The following is a 21,302-nucleotide window of genomic DNA, read 5'->3' as shown; positions in this document are numbered from 1 at the left end:
TCAACATACAGACTAAATGTTGATACGATCGTCGACATGGCGAAGCGCGGTGGGACGGACGTGGATCGGCGCGCCCGAGGCGAGCAGACCCGTCGCGACCTGATCGACGCGGGTCGAGAAATCTTCGTGGAACTTGGATACTTCAACACGAGCATCGGTGACCTGGTGGCGAAGTCGGGTGTCGGTACGCGCGGCGCCTTCTACCACCACTTCAAAGACAAGGCCGAGCTGTTTCGCGCCGTGTTCGAAGATGTCGAGAACGACCTCACGCTGCGGTCCATCGCCGCTCCCCCGCCCGGGGCGGACCCATGGGAGCGGCTCACGAGCGGTTTGCACGGATTCCTCGAAGCGGCACAGGAACCCGCGGTACAGCGAGTGATGCTTATCGATGGACCGGTGGTTCTGGGCTGGGAGGCCCTGCGCAAGATACAGGAGGGCAATAGCATCGCCCTCATCAACGAGGTGGTCCGCGAGGCTATCGCAGCCGGCATCATCGACGACCAACCCGTCGGGGAGCTGACACACATGCTGGTCGCCGCGCTCGAGGAGGCCTCGCTTCTGGTCGTGCATGCCGCAAATCCCACCGCGGCCCGCCGTCGAGCCGCCAAGGTCCTTGACCGGCTTCTGCTTTCATTCGCGGTCAAGCCCCGAAAAATATTGCGGCGGTGATCGTTTTGACTGCCGCATGCGGACGGTCGCTGCCCTGATGAAAACGTTCATTTCCGAAAACTGAATACAGTTCTTCCGGTAACTGATAGCCTCGCTCTCAACCTCTGTGCAAGGAGACCCATGCAGCCCGAAGACATGATCTTGGTGAGCGTCGACGACCATCTGGTGGAGCCTCCGAACCTGTTCGAGGGCAGGGTCGCGAGCAAGTATGCCGACGAGACACCGCGAATCATTCGCCAACGTGACGGCTCGGAGGTCTGGACCTTCAACGGCGCGATCGTTCCCAACATCGGGCTCAATGCTGTGGCCGGTCGCCCACGCGAAGAGTACGGCGTCGAGCCCACCGCCTTCGACGAGATGCGGCCGGGGTGCTACGACATCCACGAGCGGATCAAGGACATGGATGCCGGCGGCGTGCTCGGGTCGATGTGCTTCCCATCCTTCCCTGGCTTCGCAGGCCGGCAACACCGCACCCGCGAGCAGTGCACGGTGGGCGCTCTGCGCGCCGAGGTTGGTGACCACGACGTCGCGGTCCGCAGCTTTGACCAGGGCCGATTCGAACGCACCGCGGGCGCGACCCTCGGCTCCGTAAGTGCGAAGCTCGATGTCTGACAACGGACAACGCTCGGTGCGGGTCGCGGTCGTCGGCGCCTCTTCCGGCCTCGGCCGATGCATCGGCACCGGCCTCGCCCAGCGCGGCGCCCACGTCGCTCTGCTGGCACGCCGATATGACAGGTTGGTCGACGCGGCCAAGGAAGCCGGCAATGGGGCCGTGGCCGTCGCTTGCGACGTCACCCTTGCCGACAACTGCCAGAAAGCCATGTCTGAGGTCGTCGCCGCACTCGGTGGCCTCGATGCCCTCGTGTACACGACCGGCGTGGGCGTGCTGGCGCCACTGCGCGAGGTGACCGCGGATCAATGGGCGCAGTTGTTCGCCACCAATGTCATCGGTGCCTCGCTCATCACCGCGGCTGCGGCACCACACTTGGCCGCGGCGGCGGGCTCCGCGGTGTACCTGTCTTCACTGAGCGCGTCCTACACCACTCCGTGGCCATTACTCGGGGCCTACGCGGTTTCCAAGAGCGCACTGGACAAGCTCGTCGAGGCCTGGCGCACCGAACATCCGGAGATCGCCTTTACTCGCCTCGCCGTGGGCGACAGTCTCGGCGGGGCCGGCGACGCGCAGACGGAATTCAACAAAAGCTGGGATCCCGACGCCCTGGAATCGGCAATCAGATTCTGGATGGAGAACAAGTACATGCAGGGGGGCCTCGTTGACGCCGAGCACCTGACCGATGTCGTCAATTCCGTGATCCGCTGCGGCAATAGCAGTTTCATCCCCTATCTGACCTTGGCCCCGCGCGCCTCCGACGCAGTGAAGGAACTTCGGCAATGGTGAACCACGAACCGCGCATGCTCATCGACGGCAAGCTCGTCGAGTCCGAGACGGGACGGCAGTTCGACAACATCAACCCCGCGACCGAAGAAATCCTCGGCGCCACCAGCGACGGGACCCGCGCCGACATGGAATGCGCCGTCGCTGCGGCGCGGCATGCGTTCGACAACACCGAGTGGTCACGCGACGGCGCGGCGCGGGCCGCCGGACTACGGCAACTGCAGGCAGCGCTCGAGGCCGAACGCGAGGACCTGCGCACCGAACTCGTCGCCGAAGTGGGCTGTCCCGTGCTGTCGACCTACGGGCCGCAGCTCGACGTCCCCCTCAATGAAGCCCTAACCTGGCCCACCAGGATGATCGACGAATTCACTTGGAAGCGTTCACTTCCCGACAAGGACGCTTTCGGCATGGGCAGCCTCACCACCCGCGAAGTCTGGAAAGAGCCCATCGGTGTCGTCGGCGTCATCACGCCGTGGAACTTCCCGTTCGAGATCATCCTCAACAAGATCGGGCCCATCCTGGCGATGGGCAACACCTGCGTGCTCAAACCCGCCCCGGACACGCCGTGGAACGCCACCAGAATCGGCCGCATCATCGCCGAGCGCACCGACATCCCGCCCGGCGTCATCAACATCGTGCCATCATCCGACCACCTTGTCGGCGAGGTGATTTCGAAATCCCCCCTGATCGACATGGTCGCTTTCACCGGCTCGACGGCGACCGGCAGGCGCATCATGGCTGACGCTGCCCAGACCGTCAAACCCACCTTCCTCGAGCTCGGGGGCAAGTCCGTGTACCTCGTCCTCGACGAGGACGGTGACATCGGCGGCGCGGTTGGCGGCAGCGCATTCGTCTGCATGCATGCCGGGCAGGGCTGCGCCATGCCCACCCGCCTGCTCGTGCCCAACTCTCGCTACGACGAAGCTGTCGAGATCGTCAAAGCCGCAATGGAAAAGAACAAATACGGCGACCCCACGGATCCTTCGGTGCTGCAGGGCCCGTTGGTCTCCAGGAAGCAGCACGATCGAGTCCTCGGCTACATCGAGAAGGGCAAGCAGGAAGGCGCCCGCCTGGTTACCGGCGGCGGGGTGCCCAAGCATCTACCGAAGGGCTATTTCGTCGAGCCGACGGTGTTCTCAAATGTCGACAACAAGATGACCATCGCACAGGAGGAGATCTTCGGACCCGTGCTGTCGGTGATCGGATTCGACGGCGACGACGACGCTGTGCGAATCGCCAACGAATCCATCTACGGCCTGTCGGGTGTGGTGTTCGCCAACGACCTCGACCGCGCCAAGTCTGTTGCGGGCCGGATCAGAACCGGCACGCTCGGCATCAACGGCGGACTGTGGTACGGCGCGGACGCCCCGTTCGGTGGGTACAAGCAGTCCGGCGTCGGCCGGCAGTGTGGCATCGAGGGGCTCGAAATATTCACCGAGACAAAGACTGTCGGCTGGCCGGCGTCCTAATCCCCAAATCCTTAGGGAAAGAGTCCAGATGAAGTCCAAAGCAGCGGTATTGCGCGGCGTCGGTGTGGACTGGGAAGTCACCGACGTGGAGCTCGACCCGCCCCACGCGGGCGAAGTGCTGGTCAAGATGGCCTACGCGGGGATCTGCCACTCCGATGAGCACTTCTACACCGGCGACAGTGTCCCGACAGCCGAGATGGAAGAGATGATGCGGGCCGCAGGGCTTTCCGTGCCCGAATGGTTCCCCATGCTCGGCGGTCATGAGGGAGCCGGGGTCGTCGAAACGGTCGGCCCAGAGGTCAAGACGCTCAAACCCGGTGACCATGTGGCCATCTCGTTTCTTCCTGCCTGCGGTAACTGTCGATGGTGCGCGACAGGCTACACCTACCTGTGCGACGTGGGTGCCGACATCTATGACAAGGCGATGACCACCGATGGCACCCGGCGGCGTCACCTGGCGGGTGAAGACCTCATGGCGATGATGCAGGTCGGCACCTTCTCCGAATTCGTGGTTGCATCCGAGCGCTCGCTGGTCAAGGTGCACGATTGGATCCCCTTAGAGGCGGCCTCGCTGGTCTCCTGCGGTGTGACAACGGGATTCGGTTCAGGTTCGGTTGCGGCAGGCACCCAACCGGGTGACACGGTCGTGATAGTCGGTGTCGGCGGCATCGGCATGAACGCCGTGCAAGGCGCGAAAGTCGCGGGCGCCAAACACATCGTCGCCGTCGACCCCAACGAGTTCAAACGCGACATCGCGCCGACTTTCGGCGCCACCCACACCGCTGTCGACACCGGCGCCGCGCTGGAACTGGTCAAGGAGATCACCTGGGGCGTGATGGCCGACAGGGTCGTTCTCACCCCCGGGGTGGTGCCCGCAGACATGGTGATGATGGGAATGATGTTGTTGCGCAAGGGCGGAACATGCGTACTGACCGCAATGCCCAAGATCACCGACCTGATGGTACCGATGGTCCTTACCGACATGATCAGCTCGTGTAAGACATTCAAGGGTGTGCTTTACGGCGAGATGAACCCGCGGGAAGCCATGCCGAAACTGTTGGCGATGTACGAGGCGGGCCTGATCAAGCTCGATGAGCTGGTCACGCAGAAATACAAGCTCGACGACATCAACGAGGCCATGAAAGACCTTCGAGCCGGCAAGAATATTCGCGGCGTCATCGCCTTCGACTGATACCGTGCGCCGCGGGGCCGCGTTGCGACAACATGACGCGGGATAGAACTCCGTCATACCCACGAAAGCTGCCATTGACCAATGTCACCATTTGGTGTTGACTGCGTTGTATGACGGACGGCGTTCCGGCTCGCGGGTCGTTGCGATCCCGCGGCGCGGCAGCGGTGAGTACGTACACCCTTCGGCCGATCACCAGCGTGATTCCGCCCGAACGGCCATGGGGCCTGTGGCTATCACGCCAGATCATCGCCGGGATCATGGGGACCTTCGGCCCCTCACTTGCGGGCGCCCGCGTCGAGTCGGTAGACGTCAAGCTGCCCGACGGCCGCCGGGTCAAGGGTGAATGGGTTTATGGACCACGCACACCCACAAGCGAGACCGCGCGCTCGTCAATCAACGAGGGTGCGATTTACTACGTGCACGGCAGCGGGTACGCCGTGTGTTCGCCAAAGACGCACCGCCGGTTGACATCCTGGCTCTCGGCCCTGACCGGCCTTCCGGTGTTCTGCATCGATTATCGGCTTGCGCCGCGCCATCGCTTCCCCAGTGCGGCCGACGACGTCCGGGCGGGCTGGGACTGGCTGGCCACCGCCGTCGGCGTGCCGCCGAAACAGGTTGTGATCGCCGGAGATTCGGCGGGCGGTCACCTGTCGGTCGACTTGCTGCTGCAGCCCGAGATATCCAGCAGTCCCCCCGCCGCAATGGTGTTGTTCTCCCCGTTGTACGACCTCACCTTCGAACTCTCGCTCGCGCGCGAACGGATTCGCCCCGATCCGGCCACCCGGGCGGCGAGCGCGGTCCGCCTTGTCAGCCTCTATCACCGCGGCATCGACCTCACCCACCGGCGGTTGACGCTCGATGTCGCCGGCGCCCCTGCACTTCCCCCCACCCTCATCCAGGCCGGTGGCGCCGAGATGCTGCAGGAGGATGCGCGCCAGCTCGCCGCCGACATCCGCACCGCCGGCGGCAGATGCGAACTGCAGATCTGGCCGCACCAGGTGCATGTCTTTCAGGCGTTGCCACGCATCACACTCGAGGCCGCCAAGGCCATGGCCTACGTCGCGCGATTCATCGCTCACGCCCTTCAGGATGCGCGCGCCGTCACCGAGGAGGTCCACTGACGATGCTCGGGCCTCTGGACAGACTGCTCGGCGGGTCGAAAACCAGCCGTGGCGCCCTAGCGGTGGTCACCGGCGCCGGAAGCGGCATCGGCGCTGCATTCGCCGTCGAACTGAGCAAGCGCGGCGGCGCGGTGGTGTGCAGTGACATCGACGACGCGGCCGCGCACCGGACGGCAGACACGATCACCGCACACGGCGCGAAGGCGGTCGCAATCCGTTGCGACGTATCACGAATCGAGGATGTGCAAGCGCTGGCCGAACAGTCACAATCCTGGTTCGCGGCGCCACCCACGCTGGTGATCAACAACGCCGGGGTGGGCGCGGGCGGTGCCGCCATCGGCGAGACACCGCTGGACGACTGGCTGTGGACCCTGGGCATCAACCTGTGGGGGCCCATTCACGGCTGCCACGTGTTCACCCCGATCCTGCGTGATGCCGGGCGGTCGCACGCGCCGCGGGGCATCATCAACGTGGCCTCGGCGGCGGCATTCGGTGCAGCGCCCGGCATGGCCGCCTATAACGTCAGCAAGGCCGGTGTGCTCTCACTCTCGGAGACTCTCGCCGCCGAACTGGCCGGCACGCCGGTGCGAGTCACCGTGCTGTGCCCCACCTTCGTCAAAACCAACATCCTCGAGTCCGGCCGCATCAGTGAGCAATCCAGCGAACTCGCCGGAAAACTGATGCGCTGGACCGGATTATCCGCGGAGAAGGTCGCGCGTACCTGCTTGGACGCCCATGACCGCGGCGAGCTGTACTGCATGCCGCAAATCGACGCGAAGATCGGTTGGAACATCAAACGGCTCGCCCCACAGACATATACGCGTGCGGCCGGCCTGGTGTCCCGTATCAACCTGCCCTGATCACTCGACGCAAAGGAGCTACCGGTGGCCATCGACATGGAAGCCATGCTCGCCAAGATCAAGGATCGCCAGTGGGCGCTCGTTGATATCGGCTGGGACGCAGCCGGCGCCGAGATGATCAGTGATGAGCAACGGCCACAGCTCAAGGCGTTCATGGCCGACCTGTGCTGGATCGAGAACATCGGCGCCAGGGGCTTCGCGGCACTGGCGAAAAAGGCACCCACACCGACCATTGCCGAGATCTACCGCTACTTCCACGCCGAGGAGCAGCGGCATGCCAACGCCGAACTAGCGTTGATGAAGCGTTGGGGCATGCTCGAGGACGGTGAGATTCCCGAGCCGAACGTGAACATCCGACTGGCCATCGACTGGCTGGACCGCTGGGCCGACGACATGCCGCTGTCTCTGCTCGGCACCGTCATTCCGATGCTCGAAGTCGCACTGGACGGCGCCCTATTGAAATTCCTCCTCGACGAGGTGCACGACCCCGTTTGCCACCAGGTCTTCGAGAAGATCAACAACGACGAATCACGCCATCTGGTCGTCGACTTCGAAGTTCTCGACATGATTGGGCACGCGAAGATCCGACGGCTACTGATCGACTTCGTCGGTCACAATGCCACTCCGGGTCTCATCATCGGTGCGATCATGGGCGCACCGCTGATCAACAGGATTCGCAACGAGATCACCGCCATGGGCATGGAGCCAGAGCGGCTTTACCGGGCTGTGAAGCGATTTAGAGAGCTTGGTGATCGCGGCGAACGTACCAGGCGGGTACCGACTTACCGTTTCCTGAGGCATTACGCCGGAGTGGTCACAAATCCACGCCACCCGTACCACCTGCTGGCGAATTCGATGGTCTGGCTTTCCGACCGATATCCGCGACTCCTGCTTCCGTCTGTACCGACGTGGGTTGCAGAACTCACGCACGAGCCGGCGGCGTGACCGTGGTGAACAACCGCACCCATGCAGCGCTCATCGTCGGAGCCGGCTTCACCGGACTCGGGGCGGCAATCCGCCTGGCCGAAGCCGGAGTCGACGACATCGTGCTGCTGGAGCGCGCCGACCGAGTAGGCGGGACCTGGCGCGACACAACGTATCCGGGGGCCAGCTGCGACGTCCCATCACTGCTGTACTCGTACTCATTCGTCAAGAACCCGACGTGGTCCCGCACCTATTCGCCCGCCCCGGAGATCTATCGGCATCTCGAGGTCATGGCGGACAGGTTCGACGTCCGCGGCCGCATCAGGTTCGGCCACGAAGTGAAGGGCCTGACCTTCGACGAGGAGGCCGGCGTCTGGACAGCCACCACCAAGAACCGCAAGAAGTTTCGCGCCCGTACCGTGGTCCTGGCATCCGGCCCGCTCTCAGACGTCAGCTTCCCCGACATCCGGGGGATGGAAACCTATCGCGGACACAAGATCCACAGCGCACGCTGGGACCACGACTACGACTTCGCCGGCAAGCGCGTCGCGGTGATAGGGACCGGCGCCAGCGCAATTCAGATCATCCCCGAGCTGGTCAAGCAGGCCGGGTTCGTCAAGGTGTTTCAGCGCACGCCGTGCTGGGTGCTGCCACGACTGGACGTCGCCACTCCGCCGGCCGTCCAATCGTTGTTCACCAAAGTGCCTGCCACCCAACAGCTTGCGCGCCAGGCACTGTACTGGGGCCACGAAGCCAGCGCCACGGCGCTAGTGTGGGACACGCCGCTGACCTCGCTGGTCGCCCGGCTCGGGCGGGCACACTTGCGCGCTCAGGTGAAAGATCCGTGGTTACGACGTCAGCTGACGCCAGACTTCCGGCCGGGGTGCAAGCGCATGCTGGTCTCCAGCGACTACTACCCCGCGCTGCAAGGCGACAACTGCAAGCTCATCGACTGGCCCATCGCCACCTTGAGCCCGGCCGGCATCCGCACCAGCGACGGCATCGAACACCACCTCGATTGCATCGTGTTCGCCACCGGCTACGACGTACACCTGACCGGTCCGCCGTTTCCGGTCACCGGGCTCGGCGGCCGGTCGCTGGCCGCCGAATGGGCCGATGGCGCACAGGCTTACAAGAGCATCAACGTGCACGGCTATCCCAACCTGTTCGTCATGACCGGCCCCAACTCCGGGCCCGGCCACAACTCCCTGCTGGTTTACATCGAAGGCCAGCTGGACTACGCGGTACGCGGGATCAGCGCCATCCTCAACAACGACCTGCGTTACCTCGATGTGCGCGAAGAGGTCCAACGTCACCACAACGAGCGGCTCCAGCGTCGGCTCACCAAGACGACCTGGATGTCGGGCTGCCGCAGTTGGTACCTCACCAAGGACGGATTCAACGGGTCGATGTACCCCGGTTTCGCCACGCAGTATCTTCGCCAGATGAAAGATTTCCGATACGAGCACTATCGGGCGGTGACGCGTCACGCCCAGACGCAGACCACCGCGTCGGCCTGAGACGCCACTGACATGGCAACCGAACGCGCATCGCGGCCCGAACCCGGCACCATCGCCAGCGTGCTGCACAACGTGCGGCGCGCGCCCAAACGGGTGCGGCGCCAATCGCGGGAATACCGCCAACTCATCGAGGGAGCGGTGTCACAGCTTTTCGATGCGGCCGCGCGGCACCCGCACGGCGCCGCGAACTCCGGTGAGTACCGGATCGATGACCTGGCCCGGCTCGCCGGCACCACCACGCGCAACATCCGGGTCTACCGCGACCGCGGACTGCTGCCGCCTCCACTGCGAGTGGGCCGAATCGCGTTGTTCAACGACACCCACCTGACCCGGTTGCGGCTCATCACCTCGATGCTCGACCGCGGCTACAACATCGCACACGTGCGAGAAATGCTCAGCGCGTGGGAGGAAGGCAAAAACCTCGGCGACGTGCTGGGACTCGAAACCGCCATCGTCGGCACCTGGACCACCGAAAAGCCGGAAACGGTACCGCTGGCCGAGGCCCGACGCCTGGTCGACGACGCCGACGCGTTCGAGCGCCTGGTGGCGCTACACGTGATCCGGATCGATGGGACGCAAGCCACCATCACCCGCCCGAAACTCATCGAAGCCTTCAACGAGATTCGCAGCTACGGCGTCGAATTCGACAAGCTCATCGACCTTCACGAGCAGATCGTCCCCGAGATCGACAAGATCAGTGACATGCTGGTGCGCGCGGGAGCCGAGCACGTGCTGAATCGCATCAAGCCCGGCGAACCCCTGCCCGCCGACGCCGAAATCGCCGAGCTGATCACCATGCTGGTGCGCTTCCGAACTCAAGCGGTGGCCACCGTCACCGCCACGCTCGCCTCGTCGATCGAAGCCAATATCGAATCACTCGTCGGCCACATATTGGCCGACTATCTCGAATCGAGCTCTACGGCCTGAGCCTGGCTCGGTGTGGACACCAGCCGCTGGCGGGCACATCGCGATCAGAAAGCTAGTGGCGCGCAATCAGATACGGCGCGAGTGTGGACAGCTTTTCGCAGGTCTCTTCGAATTCGCGGTCGGGCGTCGACCCTTCGATGATGCCCGCACCCGCCCTCAGCCATGTCCTACCATCACATTCGTAAGCCGCCCGCAGCGTCAGCGCCGCATCAAGCCCCCCGTCGGCTGAAACCATCACGACCGCACCCGAATACAGCCCGCGGGGTCCCTCGTCGAGACGCATGATCGCTTCAACGCCATTCGCTTTCGGAATACCCGACGCGGTGACCGCCGGGAAAAGGGCTTCGAGTGCATCCATCCGGTCATTCCCCCTGCCCAGCCGACCGCTGACCGTGGAGCCGAGGTGCTGCACGCTCCCCCGCTCCCGCACCGTCATGAAATCGGTGACGACAGCGGTGCCCGGCTCGGCGATCTCGGTCATTTCCTGCAGTGAACTGCGCACCGAGATAGCGTGCTCGACAATCTCTTTGGAATTCGACTCCAGGTCGTTGCGTGCCTGGCGGTCACGGACCTCACCGCGCCCGAGCGCGCGGGTGCCCGCGAGCGGTTCGGTCACCACGAGGCCGTCGTGGTGGACGGCCGCGACCAGTTCGGGGCTATAACCCACGGCGCGAATGCCGGCCAGCCGCAGCAAAAACGACCTCACCGGCGTGTTGTGCCGACGGGCCAGCCGATAGGTGGACGGGAAATCAAGCGCGAAAGGCACTTCGAGCGACCGGGAGAGGATCACCTTGTGGTAGCGGCCCGCGGCGATCTCGTCGACGGCCGACGCCACGCGCTCGCGATAGGCGGACGGGTCAGCGGCCACGTCGACGGCTGAGGCGTCGCGCACATCGGGCACGCCGTCGTTTAGCACGCTTTGCACTTCGTCCCGGCGGCCCGCCGACGTACCGAACAGCCGGACCTCCTCTTCGGTCACCACAATGCGGCCGCGCGGCCAAAACACCCGGGCCAGTGCGGTTCCCGGGGCCAGGCGCTGCTGCAGCCCGTAGCGGTACACGCCGAATTCGAAGGCGATCCAGCCGAAGAGCTGCTCGGTTTCCAGCAACAGCCGATCGATGGCTTCGCCGAGGACGGGCCCAGGCCTGCCCGACCATTGTTGGCTTCGGGTCACACCGTCGCGGCTGACCCGCAGCTCGTCGCTGTCCAGCTCGATCATTGCGCGCACGCCCGTGGCCAGCACCCATTCACCGCCGCGCTCGTAGAGCAGATACTCTTCCCCGACGCGCTCGGACAACTCCACCACCAGCGCGGCCGCCAGGTTCGCCGGATCGATGTGCCCGAGGAGCGGAATCGACGGCGACTCAGAGCCGGCGGAATTTGTCTCGACGCTGACCTCGGTCACGGTTAGTAAATGTAGCCTAACCTATGTAGCTGTGCGCAACCGATTCCACGATCCGTCCCCTCGGATGCCGCAGTCGGCTTGACGTCGGCCCATCGGGTGCGTTCCTTGAAGCATGCCGCGCACCGCCCGCCTGTCTGCGCAGCCGGGCCAACTACCTCCGCCGTCCCAGATCGCCCCAGCCAGTTGGGAACATCGCCACTCGAAATGTTTCCCGACCGTTTACGTCGCGATCGCACAGCCGGCGGCTTTAGCGGTCAGACTTTTCCTAGCGCTCACTGCCGCCCACGGCCGGCCCAGCCGCCGGTAACGCACCGCACAAATCGGGGACGGCATCACGCCGTCGCGCGTCCCATCAGGGTGGCCAAAATATTGGCTTGACAGTCAATGCACAGTAAGTTCACAACAAACTATCCGTCCCCCATTCAGCGGTTGCGCGAGCGTTGTTGCTTCGACGAATCCGGCTTGACCTGCTATTTTGCCAGTCTTCGTCAGCTCGTCAGCCGGCCGCTTGCCTGTGTGTATCCAAGTGGCGGCAAGTCAGTGCCGGGGATACGTTCTTGACGGTCGTCGGGACGTTTCGTGGTTGCCCGTTTGCGGACGGTGCTTCCCAGATCGGCGCTCTAACCCACGGAGGCATCGATGCTGCAAGAGTTCTGGCACAACTTCACCCATAACTTGTTCAAGCCGCTTCTGCTGTTCTTCTACTTCGGGTTCCTGATTCCCGTTCTCAAGGTGCGGTTCGAATTCCCCTACGTCATCTATCAGGGCTTGACCCTGTATCTGTTGCTGGCGATCGGCTGGCACGGCGGTGAAGAACTCGCACAGGTCAGTGCGTCGAGCGTCGGGGTCATCGTGGGCTTCATGGTCCTGGGCTTCGTGCTGAACTGTCTGATCGGCGGCCTGGCCTACCTGGGCCTCAGCCGCCTCAAATCGCTCCGAAAAATCGACCGCGCGACCATCGCCGGCTACTACGGGTCGGACTCGGCGGGAACGTTTGCCACGTGCGTGGCCGTCCTGGCCGCGGTGAACATCGCGTTCAACGCCTACATGCCGGTGATGCTGGCTGTGATGGAGATCCCAGGCTGCTTGGTGGCGCTGTATTTCGTGGCGCGACTGCGCCATCGGGGCATGGACTCAGCGGGCTACATGCCCGACGAGGCCGGCTACTCGCCGCCCGTCAAGGTCGGGGTCGGGCCCGGCACCGCCGCGCGTCCTCCGCACGGCCAGAGTCTCGAGAGCCAGGAGGAAGCCGCCATCGAGCAGGAGCTCGAACTGTCGCTGGAAAAACTGGAGCACCCGGACTGGGAGCCCAATTCGAGGCCCGCGCGCGCCAAGAGCAAAAGGGCGCCGATTTTCTCCCGCGAACTTTTCCAGGAGGTCTTCCTCAATCCCGGCCTAGTCCTGTTGATGGGCGGCATCATCATCGGCCTCGTCAGTGGACTGCAGGGGCAGAAGGTCGTGGCCGACGACGACAAATTCTTCGTGCTGGCTTTCCAGGGCGTGCTGTGTCTGTTCCTCCTCGAGATGGGGATGACGGCGTCGCGCAAGTTGAAGGACCTGCGCACCGCGGGTCCCGGGTTCATCGTTTTCGGCCTGGTGGCGCCGAATGTCTCTGCGACACTGGGCATCGTCGTCGCCTGCAGCTATGCATCGCTGACGCACGCCGACTTCAAGACCGGAACCTATGTACTATTCGCGGTCCTGTGCGGCGCGGCGTCCTACATCGCGGTCCCGGCGGTGCAGCGCCTGGCGATCCCCGAAGCGAGCCCCACACTGCCATTGGCCGCGTCATTGGGCCTGACGTTCTCCTACAACGTCACCGTGGGGATCCCGCTCTACATCGAGATCGCCCGCGCCTTCAAGCATTGGTTCGGCGTCTGACCGCACCGACATCGCCGCTAGCCCAACAGCGTTCGCACCACCGCATCGGCCAGCAGCCGCCCGCGCGGAGTCAGGACAAGCCTGTCACCGTCGGACACCAGCAACCCGTCGGCAACCACGCCGTGGGCGCGGTCGCGCTCGGCGGCACTGAGCAGATCAACCGGAAGCCCTTGCCGCAGTCGAGTTTTCAATAGTAGATCCTCGGTGTGCAAGGCCTCGGCATCGAGCTGCTCGAACCCTGCCACCGGCAGCGACGCGGCGCTCAACCTCTCCGCATAAGCGTTGGGATGCTTGACGTTCCACCAGCGTGTCTTACCTACGAATCCGTGCGCACCCGGCCCCGCGCCCCACCACTGACCGCCGTCCCAGTAACCGAGATTGTGCCGGCACTCACCGCCGGGCCGCGACCAGTTGGACACTTCGTACCAGGACATGCCCGCCTGCGACAACCGCGCATCCACCAATTCGTAGCGGTGCGCCAACACGTCGTCATCGGGTGCCGCCAGTTCGCCGCGCCGGACTCGCCGGGCCAGCGCGGTGCCTTCCTCGACCACCAGCGCATAGGCGGACACGTGGTCCACGCCGGTCTCGATCGCGGTGTCGACCGAGCACAACAGATCGTCGTCGGACTCCCCCGGAGTTCCGTAGATCAAATCCAGGCTCACGTGCTCGAAGCCCGCGGCCAACGCCTCGCGGGCCGCGGCCGCGGACCGATTGGGTGTGTGGATGCGGTCAAGAACACCCAAGACCTTCGGGGCCACCGACTGCATCCCCAGCGATACCCGGGTGTAGCCGGCCGCTCGGACGGCGTCGAAGAAATCCGGCCATGCCGACTCGGGGTTGGCCTCGGTGGTGACCTCGACGTCGGGTGCCAGCGTGAAGTGCTGACGCACCATGCCCAGCAGCGTCGCCATCCGCGGGCCCCCGAGTAGTGAGGGCGTCCCGCCACCGACAAACACGGTGTCCACGGGGGGCGCCTGCAATCTTGCTGCGGCCAGTTCCAGTTCCGCCCCCAGCGCGCTGAGCCAGGCGTCGGGATTGACACCACCCAGCTCGGCCGGCGTGTAGGTGTTGAAATCGCAATAGCCGCAACGGGTTATGCAAAACGGCACATGCACGTAAATGCCAAACGGCTGCCCCGCGACCACCCCGACGTCGGGCAGGTCGACCCGTTCCTCGCGAATGGCCATGCCACATGATCCCACGACGAACCGGGCGACCCGGGTTGTCGGTTTCGGTCGCGACGCCGACCCGCGCACAACGAACGGTCGCATGAACTTCCAAGGTTTTTCGCGTGCGATTTCCCAGAGTCGGCCGGTAATTTTAATCACCGTGAGCCAAGATTTACCCTGCTCGCGCGGCCCCTCGGCATCCGTGGCACAATGGTGGACGTGACTGTCGACCAGCCCAGCGTGCAGATTGTGCTCGTGGCGCGACGGCACATTGATCTCAAGCGCGTTTGCAGCTGTATCTGTCTGCCTTGACGTGGTAGACCCAGGCCCCCCTGCGTCCCCAGCTGGCCGATGGTTCCGTGCCGCCCAAAAGTGCCGGTGAACTGTGCTGGCCGCGCTGGCGATCTTTTTGAAGGAGAGAACTTCCGATGACCACCGCCCGACCCGCGAAGGCCCGTGACGAGGGCCAATGGGCACTGGGGAATCGTGAGCCGCTGAACGCGAACGAAGAAATGAAGCAGGCCGGCGCCCCGCTGGACGTACGCGAGCGCATCGAGACCGTTTATGCCCGCAACGGCTTCGACAGCATCGACAAAAGCGACCTGCGGGGGCGTTTCCGCTGGTGGGGCCTGTACACCCAGCGCGAACAGGGCTACGACGGCACGTTCACGGGCGACGACAACGCGGACTTGCTGGAAGCCAGGTACTTCATGATGCGGGTGCGGTGCGACGGCGGTGCGCTGTCGGCGGCCGCGCTGCGCACGGTGGGCCAGATCTCTACCGAATTCGGCCGCGACACCGCCGACATCACCGACCGCGAAAACGTCCAGTACCACTGGATCGAGGTGGAGAACGTACCCGAAATCTGGCGGCGGCTGGCCGAGGTCGGCCTGCAGACCGCCGAGGCGTGCGGTGACTGCCCCCGTGTGATCCTGGGTTCACCATTGGCCGGGGAGTCGCTCGACGAGGTTCTCGACCCCAGTTGGGCGATCGAGGAGATCGCGCGCCGCTACATCGGTCAGCCCGACTTCGCCGACCTGCCGCGCAAGTACAAGACCGCGATCTCGGGTCTGCAGGATGTGGTGCACGAGGTCAACGACATCGCGTTTATCGGCGTCAACCATCCAGAGCACGGCCCGGGGCTGGACCTGTGGGTGGGCGGCGGGTTGTCGACCAACCCGATGCTGGCCCAGCGGGTCGGCGCCTGGGTGCCGCTCGAGGAGGTGCCCGAGGTGTGGCACGCGGTGACCTCGATCTTCCGCGACTACGGCTACCGACGGCTGCGGTCCAAGGCGCGGCTGAAGTTCCTCATCAAGGACTGGGGTATTGAAAAATTCCGTGAAGTTCTCGAACAGGAGTACCTCAAGCGTCCACTGATCGACGGTCCGGCTCCCCAGCCGCTGAAGCACCCGATCGACCACGTCGGTGTGCAACGGCTCAAGAACGGTCTCAACGCGGTGGGCGTCGCCTCGATCGCGGGACGGGTGTCGGGCACCATCCTCACCGCGGTGGCCGAACTCGCCCAGCGGGCCGGCTCGGACCGGATCCGGCTCACCCCCTACCAGAAGCTGGTGATCCTCGACGTGCCCGACGACAAGCTCGATGCGCTGATCGCTGGTCTGGAGGCGCTGGGCCTGCACTCGCAGCCCTCGCATTGGCGCCGGAATGTGATGGCGTGCACCGGGATTGAGTTTTGCAAATTATCTTTCGCCGAAACTCGGGTCAAGGCACAGTCTTTGGTGCCCGACCTCGAACACCGCCTCGCGGATATCAACGAGCAACTCGACGTGCCCATCACCGTCAACATCAACGGATGTCCGAATTCATGCGCGCGCATTCAGGTCGCCGATATCGGACTCAAGGGCCAGATGGTCGACGACGGACAGGGCGGCTCGGTCGAGGGTTTCCAGGTTCACCTGGGCGGCAGCCTGGGTCTGGACAGCGGGTTCGGTCGAAAGCTGCGTCAGCACAAGGTGACCAGCGACGAGCTCGGCGACTACATCGAGCGGGTCACACGCAACTTCCTGAAATATCGCGACGAGGGTGAACGTTTCGCACAGTGGGCAATGAGGGCAGACGAGGACGATTTGCGATGAGCGAACGAACAACCAGGCTTCCAGAAGCCGAACTGCGTGCGCTTGCCGCCCGCGGGGCGGCCGAATTGGAGGGCGCCAGCGCCGCCGACGTGTTGCGATGGACTGACGAGACATTCGGCGGCATCAACGGGCCCCGCGGCTGGGCCACCTGCAACTATGTGGTGGCCTCCAGCATGCAGGAGGCCGTGCTGATCGATCTGGCGGCCAAGGCGCGTCCGGGTGTGCCCGTTGTATTCCTGGACACCGGCTACCACTTCGTGGAGACGATCGGCACCCGCGACGCGATCGAGTCCGTTTATGACATCCGGGTGCTCAACGTCACTCCCGAGCAGAGCGTCGCCCAGCAAGACAGACTGCTGGGCAAGGACCTGTTTGCGCGCGATCCGGGAGAATGCTGCCGGCTGCGCAAGGTCGAGCCGCTCGGCAAGACGCTGCGGGGGTTCTCGGCGTGGGTGACCGGGCTGCGCCGGTCGGAAACGGCGACCCGTGCGAACGCACCGGTGGTCGGTTTCGACGAGGGCTTCAAGCTGGTCAAGGTCAACCCGATGGCGACGTGGACCGACGAGGACGTGCAGAACTACATTGACGAGCACAGTGTGCTCGTCAATCCGCTTATCTACGAGGGGTATTCATCGATAGGCTGCGAGCCCTGCACGGCCAAGCCGTTGGCGGGTGCCGACCCGCGCAGCGGACGCTGGCAGGGCCGGGCCAAGACCGAATGCGGTTTGCACGCGTCGTAGTGACAGCGCGCAAACAGGCGACGACCGGCCCGTCAGGCCGACGTCAACGTGTTCTCGTCCTCATCGGCCGCGTCCGCGCTACTCACGTTGGTTGATTTTAGGGCGATCGGCGGAACCCGGGTGGCACGCACGTAGACCGTGTCGCCGTCGCGCAGGGCCAGCGCCTCCGCGTCACCACGGGTGATCTGGGCGGTGAAGAAGCCCCCGGTGGCGGCGCTGGTCAACTCGACCCGGACCTCGAAACCCAGCGTTACCACCCGGTCGACGACGGCGCGCACCACGCCGACGGAATCGGCGGTGCCGTCTCCGCCGGCGATCGCCATCTGGGGGTTGCGACCCACCCGGATGTCATGCGGGCGCACCAGGATGCCGTTAAGGGTGGATACCGCACCGAGGAACGACATCACGAACGCGTTCACCGGGGAGTCGTAGACGTCGGTTGGGGAACCGATCTGCTCGATGCGGCCATGGTTCAACACGGCGATGCGGTCGGCGACGTCCAGTGCCTCGGCCTGGTCGTGGGTGACCAGCACCGTGGTCACGTGCACCTCGTCGTGCAGGCGCCGCAGCCACGCCCGCAGATCCTCGCGCACCTTGGCATCCAGCGCGCCGAACGGCTCGTCGAGCAGGAGCACTTGCGGATCGACGGCCAGCGCCCGGGCCAATGCCATCCGCTGTCGCTGACCGCCGGACAGCTGATTCGGGTAGCGAGCCTGCAGCCCGCTCAGTCCCACCACCTCTAGCAGGTTGTCCACTTTGGCTTTGATCTCGGCTTTGGGTCGCTTGCGGACCTTGAGCCCGTAGGCCACGTTGTCGCGGACCGTCAAATGCTTGAACGCCGCATAGTGCTGGAACACGAAGCCGATGCCGCGGCGCTGCGGTGGCACCCGGGTCACGTCACGGCCGTAGATCGTGACGGTTCCCGTGTCGGGCTCATCGAGACCGGCGATGGCACGCAGCAGGGTTGACTTGCCCGAACCGCTGGGACCCAGCAATGCCGTCAGCGAGCCGGTGGGCACGACGAAGTCCACGTGGTCCAGAGCGACGTAATCGCCATACCTTTTGTTCGCGTCACGCACGATGATGGCGAGGTCGTCGCGATTGGTGCCGGCATCAGTCACGGTCATTCCCCTCGTCAGGCCTGTCTGGCCGCTCGCGTGCGGCGCGCATCAAGCGCCACCTGGAAAACCAACACCAGCACGGCAACTCCCATCAGCAGCGTGGACAGCGCGTAGGCGCCGTACTCCGCGCCGCGGTTGTAGCGATCAGAGACCAGCAGTGTCAGTGTCTGCGACTTCCCCGGCAAGTTCGACGACACCATGAGCACGGCACCGTATTCCCCCAGGGTACGTGCGATGGTCAAGACGATGCCGTACGTCAGGCCCCATCGGATGGACGGCAGGGTGATCCGCCAGAAGGTCTGCCACCAGCCCGAACCGAGGGTGGCGGCCGCCTCCTCCTGATCGGTTCCCAGCTCGTGCAGCACCGGCTCCACTTCACGCACCACGAAAGGCAGCGTGACGAAGATGCTGGCGAGCACAATGCCCGGCAGGCCGAAGATGATCTTGAACCCGAGGTCTTGCTCCACGAACCCGAGCGCACCGGCCGACCCCCACAACACGATCAACGCCACGCCCACAATGACGGGCGATACCGCGAACGGCAGATCGATGACGGCCTGCAGCACGCCCTTGCCACGAAACCTGTTGCGCGCGAGAACCAATGCCGTGGGAATACCGAAGACGACGTTGAGGGGCACCACGATGGCCACCACCAGAAGCGTCAGATTCAGCGCCGATATCGCAGCGGGGGTGCTCACCCAGGCGTAGAACTGGCCGAGCCCGGGTTGAAAGGTCCGCCACAGGATCAACGTCACCGGGACGACGAGCAGGACGAAGATATATCCGAGCGCGACGAATCGCAACCAATAGCGCACTCCCGCAGACGATGTCATGCAGACAGCTCCTCTCGCTTGGCCGCGCGCCCGCCCACGATCCGCAGGATGAGCAGCACGACAAACGAAATGGCCAGCAAGACAATCGATATTGCGGCAGCGCCGGTGCGGTCGTCGTTCTCGATCAAGGTGCGTATCCACTGCGACGACACTTCGGTCTTGCCAGGCACAGCGCCACCGATGAGCACCACGGATCCGAACTCACCGATCGCCCGTGAAAATGCCAGGCCGGCACCGGATAGCAACGCCGGCAGCAGCGACGGCAGCACGACGGAGGTGAAGATTTTACGTCCGCTGGCACCGAGCGACGCCGCGGCCTCTTCGGTTTCGCGGTCCAATTCGAGTAGTACCGGCTGGACGGCGCGCACCACGAACGGCAACGTGACAAACGCCAGCGCCGCCGTCACACCCCATGCTGTGTGCTGCAGATGCAGGCCGACCGGGCTGTTGTTGCCGTACAACGCCAGCATCACCAGGCTCGCGACGATGGTGGGCAGCGCGAACGGCAGATCGATGATCGCGTCGACGAGCCGCTTGCCCGGAAAGTCATCACGCACCAGCACCCACGCGATCACCAGGCCGAAACCCAGGTTGAGCAGGGTGACCCCCGCTGAAATCGTCAGGGTCACCCGGAACGACTCGACCGCGGCATTCGATGAGACCGCGAGCCAGAAGGCCTGCCAGCCGCCACCCGCGGATTGCCAGGCGATTGCCGCCAGCGGCAACAACACGATCACCGACAGCCACACCGTGGCCGCGCCGACCCGAAGGGCGGTGGTCCCGCGGCCGCGCCCGGCAAGCGGTCCCGGTGGCACGTCACCGTTGTGCTCGGGCCGGATTGCCGCCGGGTCCGGCGTGATGGTCGTCATCCGGTGGCCTTCGTGTAGATCTTGGTGATGCTGCCGGTGGTCTTGTCGAACAATTGCGGATCCGCCGTGGCCCAGCCACCCAGGTCGGCGATGGTCCACAGTTTCGTCGGCACCGGGTACTGGTTTCGGTAGTCGGCGGCGACGCCCGGATCGACCGGGCGGAAACCCGCCTGCGCCCAAACCTTTTGAGCCGCAGCCGTGTACTGGAAGTTCTTGAAGGCGACGGCGGCATCCAGATGCGGGCTGGTGTTGACCACGGCCACCGGATTGTCGATCCTGAAGGTCTGCGGCAAATTGATGTGTTCGACCGGCTTTCCCGCCCGCTCGGTGGCGATGGCCTCGTTCTCGTAGCTGATCAGTACGTCGCCACTGCCCTGAATGAAGACATCGGTGGCTTCCCGCCCCGACCCGGGACGCAGTTTGACGTGTTCGGTCACCAACTTTTTGATGAAATCCACACCGGCGTCGCGATGGGCGCCGCCTTCACTCTTGACGGCGTACGGTGCGAGCAGGTTCCATTTGGCCGATCCTGAACTCAGCGGACTGGGGGTGATGACCTCGACTCCCGGCCGTAACAGGTCATCCCAATCCCTGATGTTCTTCGGATTGCCCTTTCGCACCACCAGCGTGACCACGGAGCCGAACGGGATTCCCTTGGTGGCGTCGACATTCCAGTCCTTGGAAACCTTGCCGGCCTTCACCAGACGAGCGATGTCCGGTTCGACGGAGAAGTTGACGACATCGGCCGGCTTGCCGTCGACAACGCCGCGGGACTGATCACCCGACGCCCCATAGGAAGTGACGACTTGCACGCCCTTGCCCTCATCGGAGGCGTTGAACGCCGGAATTATCTTGCTCCACCCCGGTTCTGGGACCGAGTAGGCGACCAGGGTGATGCTGGTTCGCGCGTTGGACAGTCCGCCGCCACCGACGGCATCACTGGCACCGCCGTGGCATCCGGCGATGAGGCCGGCGATCAGGGCGAAGGCGAGGACGGGCCGCCAACCTGATGCGGTCCTGATGTGCATTGCGGGCCTTCCGATGTGGAACATATGGGATTTCGGTCCCGTTACCGCGGATAGGCACCTAGAACTTCAGGAGAATTCG

19 protein-coding genes and 1 pseudogene are annotated in these 21,302 nt (G+C 64.5%); 14 read left to right on the top strand and 6 right to left on the bottom strand.

Annotation, left to right across the window (positions count from 1 at the left end; genetic code table 11):
* The first annotated feature begins 36 nt into the window (after positions 1–36).
* The 10 genes and pseudogenes from AC5Y4F_RS05025 to AC5Y4F_RS04980 all read left to right on the top strand — a co-directional run bounded on the left by AC5Y4F_RS05025 (position 37) and on the right by AC5Y4F_RS04980 (position 10,078).
* Positions 37–669 (top strand): TetR/AcrR family transcriptional regulator, encoded by a 633-nt coding sequence (locus AC5Y4F_RS05025; RefSeq protein ID WP_067934641.1) that lies wholly within the window; start codon positions 37–39, stop codon positions 667–669.
* A gap of 120 nt (positions 670–789) precedes the next feature.
* A pseudogene (locus AC5Y4F_RS05020) lies at positions 790–1,143 on the top strand (amidohydrolase family protein); the annotation flags it as partial.
* A gap of 130 nt (positions 1,144–1,273) precedes the next feature.
* The gene (locus AC5Y4F_RS05015; RefSeq protein WP_499995354.1) at positions 1,274–2,068 is read left to right on the top strand and encodes an SDR family oxidoreductase; all 795 of its coding nucleotides are present in this window, start codon (positions 1,274–1,276) and stop codon (positions 2,066–2,068) included.
* Positions 2,062–3,534, top strand: a complete 1,473-nt coding sequence (locus AC5Y4F_RS05010; RefSeq protein ID WP_499995353.1) for an aldehyde dehydrogenase family protein — start codon at positions 2,062–2,064, stop codon at positions 3,532–3,534. The genes AC5Y4F_RS05015 and AC5Y4F_RS05010 overlap by 7 nt, the downstream gene beginning before the upstream one ends.
* 28 nt (positions 3,535–3,562) lie before the next feature.
* On the top strand, positions 3,563–4,726 hold the full coding sequence (locus AC5Y4F_RS05005) for an NDMA-dependent alcohol dehydrogenase (RefSeq protein ID WP_499995351.1): 1,164 nt from the start codon (positions 3,563–3,565) through the stop codon (positions 4,724–4,726).
* A 110-nt stretch (positions 4,727–4,836) separates the two neighbouring features.
* A complete protein-coding gene (locus tag AC5Y4F_RS05000; RefSeq protein WP_499995350.1) occupies positions 4,837–5,847 on the top strand; it encodes an alpha/beta hydrolase in 1,011 nt (336 codons plus the stop codon).
* 2 nt (positions 5,848–5,849) lie between these two features.
* Positions 5,850–6,707, top strand: a complete 858-nt coding sequence (locus AC5Y4F_RS04995) for an SDR family NAD(P)-dependent oxidoreductase (RefSeq protein ID WP_499995348.1) — start codon at positions 5,850–5,852, stop codon at positions 6,705–6,707.
* Positions 6,708–6,731: 24 nt separating this feature from the next.
* Positions 6,732–7,652, top strand: a complete 921-nt coding sequence (locus tag AC5Y4F_RS04990; RefSeq protein WP_067934652.1) for a reductase — start codon at positions 6,732–6,734, stop codon at positions 7,650–7,652.
* Positions 7,649–9,151, top strand: coding sequence for a flavin-containing monooxygenase (locus AC5Y4F_RS04985; RefSeq protein ID WP_499995347.1), 1,503 nt, complete (start codon positions 7,649–7,651; stop codon positions 9,149–9,151). The genes AC5Y4F_RS04990 and AC5Y4F_RS04985 overlap by 4 nt, the downstream gene beginning before the upstream one ends.
* Positions 9,152–9,163: 12 nt before the next feature.
* Positions 9,164–10,078, top strand: a complete 915-nt coding sequence (locus AC5Y4F_RS04980) for a MerR family transcriptional regulator (protein WP_067934655.1) — start codon at positions 9,164–9,166, stop codon at positions 10,076–10,078.
* 52 nt (positions 10,079–10,130) lie between these two features.
* Here the strand turns inward: AC5Y4F_RS04980 and AC5Y4F_RS04975 are convergent, their stop codons facing one another.
* A complete protein-coding gene (locus AC5Y4F_RS04975; protein ID WP_067934658.1) occupies positions 10,131–11,483 on the bottom strand; it encodes a salicylate synthase in 1,353 nt (450 codons plus the stop codon).
* Between the two features lie 639 nt (positions 11,484–12,122).
* Between AC5Y4F_RS04975 and AC5Y4F_RS04970 the strand changes: the two genes are divergently transcribed.
* Positions 12,123–13,364 (top strand): sodium-dependent bicarbonate transport family permease, encoded by a 1,242-nt coding sequence (locus AC5Y4F_RS04970; protein WP_499995345.1) that lies wholly within the window; start codon positions 12,123–12,125, stop codon positions 13,362–13,364.
* Positions 13,365–13,381: 17 nt separating this feature from the next.
* On the opposite strand, the gene hemW is transcribed toward AC5Y4F_RS04970, so the two are convergent.
* A complete protein-coding gene (hemW, locus tag AC5Y4F_RS04965) occupies positions 13,382–14,554 on the bottom strand; it encodes a radical SAM family heme chaperone HemW (RefSeq protein WP_499995343.1) in 1,173 nt (390 codons plus the stop codon).
* A gap of 192 nt (positions 14,555–14,746) precedes the next feature.
* Here hemW and AC5Y4F_RS04960 point away from each other — a divergent pair, with 192 nt between their 5' ends.
* The 3 genes from AC5Y4F_RS04960 to AC5Y4F_RS04950 all read left to right on the top strand — a co-directional run bounded on the left by AC5Y4F_RS04960 (position 14,747) and on the right by AC5Y4F_RS04950 (position 17,372).
* Positions 14,747–14,848: an Ms4527A family Cys-rich leader peptide gene (locus tag AC5Y4F_RS04960; protein ID WP_369829702.1), complete on the top strand. Its 102-nt coding sequence runs from the start codon at positions 14,747–14,749 to the stop codon at positions 14,846–14,848.
* Between the two features lie 116 nt (positions 14,849–14,964).
* Positions 14,965–16,632, top strand: coding sequence for a nitrite/sulfite reductase (locus tag AC5Y4F_RS04955; RefSeq protein WP_499995342.1), 1,668 nt, complete (start codon positions 14,965–14,967; stop codon positions 16,630–16,632).
* Positions 16,629–17,372 carry a phosphoadenylyl-sulfate reductase gene (locus AC5Y4F_RS04950; RefSeq protein WP_067934663.1) on the top strand — a complete coding sequence of 248 codons (744 nt, stop codon included), beginning with the start codon at positions 16,629–16,631 and terminating at the stop codon, positions 17,370–17,372. Before AC5Y4F_RS04955 ends, AC5Y4F_RS04950 begins: the two co-directional genes overlap by 4 nt.
* Before the next feature lie 32 nt (positions 17,373–17,404).
* Here AC5Y4F_RS04950 and AC5Y4F_RS04945 read toward each other — a convergent pair whose 3' ends face one another.
* Genes AC5Y4F_RS04945 through AC5Y4F_RS04930 form a run of 4 tightly spaced genes read right to left on the bottom strand, consistent with a single transcriptional unit; the run spans position 17,405 to position 21,223 of the window.
* Positions 17,405–18,499 (bottom strand): sulfate/molybdate ABC transporter ATP-binding protein, encoded by a 1,095-nt coding sequence (locus AC5Y4F_RS04945; protein WP_156750052.1) that lies wholly within the window; start codon positions 18,497–18,499, stop codon positions 17,405–17,407.
* Positions 18,500–18,507: 8 nt separating this feature from the next.
* Entirely contained in the window at positions 18,508–19,326 is an 819-nt protein-coding gene (gene cysW / locus AC5Y4F_RS04940) for a sulfate ABC transporter permease subunit CysW (protein WP_067934666.1), read from the bottom strand.
* On the bottom strand, positions 19,323–20,195 hold the full coding sequence (gene cysT / locus AC5Y4F_RS04935) for a sulfate ABC transporter permease subunit CysT (RefSeq protein WP_499995338.1): 873 nt from the start codon (positions 20,193–20,195) through the stop codon (positions 19,323–19,325). Before cysT ends, cysW begins: the two co-directional genes overlap by 4 nt.
* Entirely contained in the window at positions 20,192–21,223 is a 1,032-nt protein-coding gene (locus AC5Y4F_RS04930) for a sulfate ABC transporter substrate-binding protein (RefSeq protein ID WP_067934670.1), read from the bottom strand. The genes cysT and AC5Y4F_RS04930 overlap by 4 nt, the downstream gene beginning before the upstream one ends.
* Positions 21,224–21,302: the final 79 nt, after the last annotated feature.

It is taken from the genome of Mycobacterium sp. NGS56, from assembly GCF_059812425.1.
This window is presented reverse-complemented; position numbering and strand designations above follow the sequence as displayed.